This window comes from Variovorax atrisoli (assembly GCF_014195185.1).
Taxonomy (GTDB): Bacteria; Pseudomonadota; Gammaproteobacteria; order Burkholderiales; family Burkholderiaceae_C; genus Variovorax; species Variovorax atrisoli.
On record NZ_JACIBG010000023.1, the window covers coordinates 1 to 5,993 of the forward strand.

Sequence of the window (5,993 nt, forward strand, 5' to 3'; positions counted from 1 at the left end):
TCAGCTAGCCCGAGATATGTTGGAGGAGTTGGTATCTGCGGGAGGTGCCGAAGTGGAGGCGGAGGTTGTGCGCAACCGGTGATGCGCCTGTTCGTTTTCTTTTTTTACTGCCCGTAAAAGCAAAAACCCCCGCTCAGTTTGAACGGGGGTTTTTGGGGCTGTAAGAGCCTGACGATGACCTACTTTCACACGGGAACCCGCACTATCATCGGCGCTGAGTCGTTTCACTGTCCTGTTCGGGATGGGAAGGAGTGGGACCAACTCGCTATGGTCATCAGGCATAAAGGGTTGTCTGACTGATGGTGAGATCAGTCAAACGAATTCATAGAGTTTGGAATCAGCTTTTGGCGAATTGTTTTGAATGCGTCAACTTGGCATAACACCTTGATCTGACTGATCAAAGTTATAGGGTCAAGCCGCACGAGCAATTAGTATCAGTTAGCTTAACGCATTACTGCGCTTCCACACCTGACCTATCAACGTCCTGGTCTTGAACGACTCTTCAGGGGGCTCAAGGCCCCGGCAGATCTCATCTTGAAACGAGTTTCCCGCTTAGATGCTTTCAGCGGTTATCTCTTCCACACTTAGCTACTCGGCAATGCCACTGGCGTGACAACCGATACACCAGAGGTGTGTCCACTCCGGTCCTCTCGTACTAGGAGCAGGCTTCCTCAAATCTGCAGCGCCCACGGAAGATAGGGACCAAACTGTCTCACGACGTTTTAAACCCAGCTCACGTACCTCTTTAAATGGCGAACAGCCATACCCTTGGGACCGGCTACAGCCCCAGGATGAGATGAGCCGACATCGAGGTGCCAAACACCGCCGTCGATATGAACTCTTGGGCGGTATCAGCCTGTTATCCCCAGAGTACCTTTTATCCGTTGAGCGATGGCCCTTCCATACAGAACCACCGGATCACTATGTCCTGCTTTCGCATCTGCTCGACTTGTCAGTCTCGCAGTTAAGCACGCTTATGCCATTGCACTATCGTCACGATGTCCGACCGTAACTAGCGTACCTTCGAACTCCTCCGTTACGCTTTGGGAGGAGACCGCCCCAGTCAAACTGCCTACCATGCACTGTCCCCGATCCAGATAATGGACCTAGGTTAGAACCTCAAACACACCAGGGTGGTATTTCAACGTTGGCTCCACAAGATCTAGCGACCCTGCTTCAAAGCCTCCCACCTATCCTACACAGATCTGTTCAAAGTCCAATACAAAGCTACAGTAAAGGTTCATGGGGTCTTTCCGTCTTTCCGCGGGGAGATTGCATCATCACAAACATTTCAACTTCGCTGAGTCTCAGGAGGAGACAGTGTGGCCATCGTTACGCCATTCGTGCAGGTCGGAACTTACCCGACAAGGAATTTCGCTACCTTAGGACCGTTATAGTTACGGCCGCCGTTTACTGGGACTTCAATCAAGAGCTTGCACCCCATCATTTAATCTTCCAGCACCGGGCAGGCGTCACACCCTATACGTCCACTTTCGTGTTTGCAGAGTGCTGTGTTTTTAATAAACAGTCGCAGCCACCGATTTTTTGCAACCCGTTCATGCTCCGTTGTTCACTTCACACTAATAGGGCACACCTTCTTCCGAAGTTACGGTGTCAATTTGCCGAGTTCCTTCTCCTGAGTTCTCTCAAGCGCCTTAGAATACTCATCTCGCGCACCAGTGTCGGTTTGCGGTACGGTCGTTGTTAGCTGAAGCTTAGTGGCTTTTCCTGGAACCTCGTTCAATCACTTCACCAGCAAGCTGGCTCGATCGATGGCCTCGGTATATGTGCACCGGATTTGCCTAATGCACGCCTACTTCCATCTAAACCGGGATATCCAACACCCGGATGACCTATTAAGATCCGTCCCCACATCGCACTAACAATCGGTACAGGAATATTGACCTGTTTCCCATCAGCTACGCATCTCTGCCTCGCCTTAGGGGCCGACTCACTCTACGCCGATGAACGTTGCGTAGAAAACCTTGCGCTTACGGCGAGGGGGCTTTTCACCCCCTTTAACGCTACTCATGTCAGCATTCGCACTTCTGATACCTCCAGCACGCTTTACAACGCACCTTCACAGGCTTACAGAACGCTCTCCTACCACTTGCAATAAATTGCAAATCCGCAGCTTCGGTAACTGGCTTAGCCCCGTTACATCTTCCGCGCAGGACGACTCGATCAGTGAGCTATTACGCTTTCTTTAAATGATGGCTGCTTCTAAGCCAACATCCTGACTGTTTTAGCCTTCCCACTTCGTTTCCCACTTAGCCAATTTTAGGGACCTTAGCTGGCGGTCTGGGTTGTTTCCCTCTTGAGTCCGGACGTTAGCACCCGGTGCTCTGTCTCCCAAGCTGTACTCTTCGGTATTCGGAGTTTGCCTTGGTTTGGTAAGTCGCCATGACCCCCTAGCCAAAACAGTGCTCTACCCCCGAAGGTAATACTTGAGGCACTACCTAAATAGTTTTCGGAGAGAACCAGCTATTTCCAAGTTTGTTTAGCCTTTCACCCCTATCCACAGCTCATCCGCTAGTTTTGCAACACTAGTCGGTTCGGACCTCCAGTACCTGTTACGGCACCTTCATCCTGGCCATGGATAGATCACTTGGTTTCGGGTCTACACCCAGCGACTGATCGCCCTATTCGGACTCGATTTCTCTACGGCTTCCCTATTCGGTTAACCTTGCCACTGAATGTAAGTCGCTGACCCATTATACAAAAGGTACGCAGTCACCCTTGCGGGCTCCTACTTTTTGTAAGCACGCGGTTTCAGGATCTATTTCACTCCCCTCCCGGGGTTCTTTTCGCCTTTCCCTCACGGTACTAGTTCACTATCGGTCAATGATGAGTATTTAGCCTTGGAGGATGGTCCCCCCATATTCAGACAGGATTTCTCGTGTCCCGCCCTACTTGTCGTTAGCTCAGTACCACACAGGTCATTTCACGTACGGGGCTATCACCCGCTATGGCCAGCCTTTCCAAGCTGTTCCGTTATGTCTTGTGCTATCACTAACAGGCTTCTCCGATTTCGCTCGCCACTACTTTCGGAATCTCGGTTGATGTCTTTTCCTCGAGCTACTGAGATGTTTCAGTTCACCCGGTTCGCCTCGTTACCCTATGTATTCAGATAACGATACCTTTCGGTGGGTTTCCCCATTCGGAAATCTCCGGATCAAAGCTAATTTGCCAGCTCCCCGAAGCTTATCGCAGGCTATCACGTCCTTCGTCGCCTATCATTGCCAAGGCATCCACCACGTGCTCTTATTCACTTGACCCTATAACTTTGACGTTTCCTCACGGAAACCAAAGTCAATCAAGGAATTGCCAGGTCTTTCACCTGACGCGTTATGCCGTCTTCAAATCGATTTGATTCGAAATTGAAGTTTCTTTTGACGCAATCAAAAATTCTTGCCGCTGATGGCACGGTCCGTACTAAACCTTTACGAATGTACGGTTTCCATCAGCAGCGCTGATTCGACTCTATGAATTTTTAAAGAACAGCCGATTGATCAAGAGATCCTGATCAACAACAAAGAAGCCTCATGCCTTCGCACGAAGCCGCTTTGGTGTTGAGTAAGCATCGAGTTGGTGGTGGAGGATGACGGGATCGAACCGACGACCCCCTGCTTGCAAAGCAGGTGCTCTCCCAGCTGAGCTAATCCCCCTCAAACTCTCACACGAGATATCAGAAGATTTGGTGGGTCTAGTTGGGCTCGAACCAACGACCCCCGCCTTATCAAGACGGTGCTCTAACCAGCTGAGCTACAGACCCATTCGACAATCATCTTCAAATCGAAGACAACCGACTTCTTCCAACAACCGATAAGTGTGGGCGTTTAAATTAAATTGCCTGTTTCCAGAAAGGAGGTGATCCAGCCGCACCTTCCGATACGGCTACCTTGTTACGACTTCACCCCAGTCACGAACCCTGCCGTGGTAATCGCCCTCCTTGCGGTTAAGCTAACTACTTCTGGCAGAACCCGCTCCCATGGTGTGACGGGCGGTGTGTACAAGACCCGGGAACGTATTCACCGTGACATTCTGATCCACGATTACTAGCGATTCCGACTTCACGCAGTCGAGTTGCAGACTGCGATCCGGACTACGACTGGTTTTATGGGATTAGCTCCCCCTCGCGGGTTGGCAACCCTTTGTACCAGCCATTGTATGACGTGTGTAGCCCCACCTATAAGGGCCATGAGGACTTGACGTCATCCCCACCTTCCTCCGGTTTGTCACCGGCAGTCTCATTAGAGTGCCCAACTGAATGTAGCAACTAATGACAAGGGTTGCGCTCGTTGCGGGACTTAACCCAACATCTCACGACACGAGCTGACGACAGCCATGCAGCACCTGTGTTACGGCTCTCTTTCGAGCACTAAGCCATCTCTGGCAAATTCCGTACATGTCAAAGGTGGGTAAGGTTTTTCGCGTTGCATCGAATTAAACCACATCATCCACCGCTTGTGCGGGTCCCCGTCAATTCCTTTGAGTTTCAACCTTGCGGCCGTACTCCCCAGGCGGTCAACTTCACGCGTTAGCTTCGTTACTGAGTCAGTGAAGACCCAACAACCAGTTGACATCGTTTAGGGCGTGGACTACCAGGGTATCTAATCCTGTTTGCTCCCCACGCTTTCGTGCATGAGCGTCAGTACAGGCCCAGGGGATTGCCTTCGCCATCGGTGTTCCTCCGCATATCTACGCATTTCACTGCTACACGCGGAATTCCATCCCCCTCTGCCGTACTCCAGCGATGCAGTCACAGATGCAGTTCCCAGGTTGAGCCCGGGGATTTCACAACTGTCTTACATCACCGCCTGCGCACGCTTTACGCCCAGTAATTCCGATTAACGCTTGCACCCTACGTATTACCGCGGCTGCTGGCACGTAGTTAGCCGGTGCTTATTCTTACGGTACCGTCATTAGCCCTCTTTATTAGAAAGAGCCGTTTCGTTCCGTACAAAAGCAGTTTACAACCCGAAGGCCTTCATCCTGCACGCGGCATGGCTGGATCAGGCTTGCGCCCATTGTCCAAAATTCCCCACTGCTGCCTCCCGTAGGAGTCTGGGCCGTGTCTCAGTCCCAGTGTGGCTGGTCGTCCTCTCAGACCAGCTACAGATCGAAGGCTTGGTGAGCCTTTACCTCACCAACTACCTAATCTGCCATCGGCCGCTCCATTCGCGCAAGGTCTTGCGATCCCCTGCTTTCATCCGTAGATCGTATGCGGTATTAGCACAGCTTTCGCTGCGTTATCCCCCACGATTGGGCACGTTCCGATGTATTACTCACCCGTTCGCCACTCGCCGCCAGGATTGCTCCCGCGCTGCCGTTCGACTTGCATGTGTAAGGCATGCCGCCAGCGTTCAATCTGAGCCAGGATCAAACTCTATAGTTCGATCTTGATTTTTGCGCCCCATCTCGCGATGAAGCAAAACTCATAAAAACGGAATTGAAGTGAACTTCACTTCTATTCTCATGAGCGTTTTAAGTCTTGCGACTTGTTCCGAAGAACTTGTGCAATTACCTTCAAACGCCCACGCTTATCGGCTGTAATTTTTTAACGATCACCGAAGCAACTTGTCGTTTACTTCGTTTGCTTGCTGCGATCAGCGAAGCCTTATAGTCTAGCACGATTTTTAAAGAATCGCCAAACTTTTTCGCTTTTTATTTCTTCGTTTTCGCAGCTCACAACTTTCATTGTCAGCCGCCGAAGTCATTTCAGCGTAGCCTTGTAGTCTAGCACGATTTTTTCAAATCAACCAAACTATTTTGGCTTTTCGCATCTGCCAACCTCTTCTTTCGCAACCCGCAGCCTTCACCGCAAGCCGCCGAATCAGTCGTTTCAGCGAAGCCTTCGATTATGCACCGTTTTTTAAGAAGCGGTCAACTTTTTTCGAAGACTTTCTTCACCACATACAACCAGCATCCCAGGACACCAGCCGCTTCAACAACACAAGGCCGTCAGTAGCGAAGCCCTCGAGTATATGACA

2 tRNA genes and 3 rRNA genes are annotated in these 5,993 nt (G+C 50.8%); all 5 read right to left on the minus strand.

Annotated elements, in window-relative coordinates:
• Positions 1–166: 166 nt before the first annotated feature.
• The 5 genes from rrf to FHY06_RS34665 all read right to left on the minus strand — a co-directional run bounded on the left by rrf (position 167) and on the right by FHY06_RS34665 (position 5,398).
• A 5S ribosomal RNA gene (gene rrf, locus FHY06_RS34645) occupies positions 167–279 on the minus strand.
• A 128-nt stretch (positions 280–407) separates the two neighbouring features.
• A 23S ribosomal RNA gene (locus tag FHY06_RS34650) occupies positions 408–3,278 on the minus strand.
• 314 nt (positions 3,279–3,592) lie between these two features.
• A tRNA-Ala gene (locus tag FHY06_RS34655) sits at positions 3,593–3,668 on the minus strand.
• Between the two features lie 30 nt (positions 3,669–3,698).
• A tRNA-Ile gene (locus tag FHY06_RS34660) sits at positions 3,699–3,775 on the minus strand.
• 88 nt (positions 3,776–3,863) lie between these two features.
• Positions 3,864–5,398 (minus strand): 16S ribosomal RNA (locus tag FHY06_RS34665).
• The 16S, 23S and 5S rRNA genes sit together here with 2 tRNA genes alongside, the layout of an rRNA operon.
• Positions 5,399–5,993 lie beyond the last annotated feature (595 nt).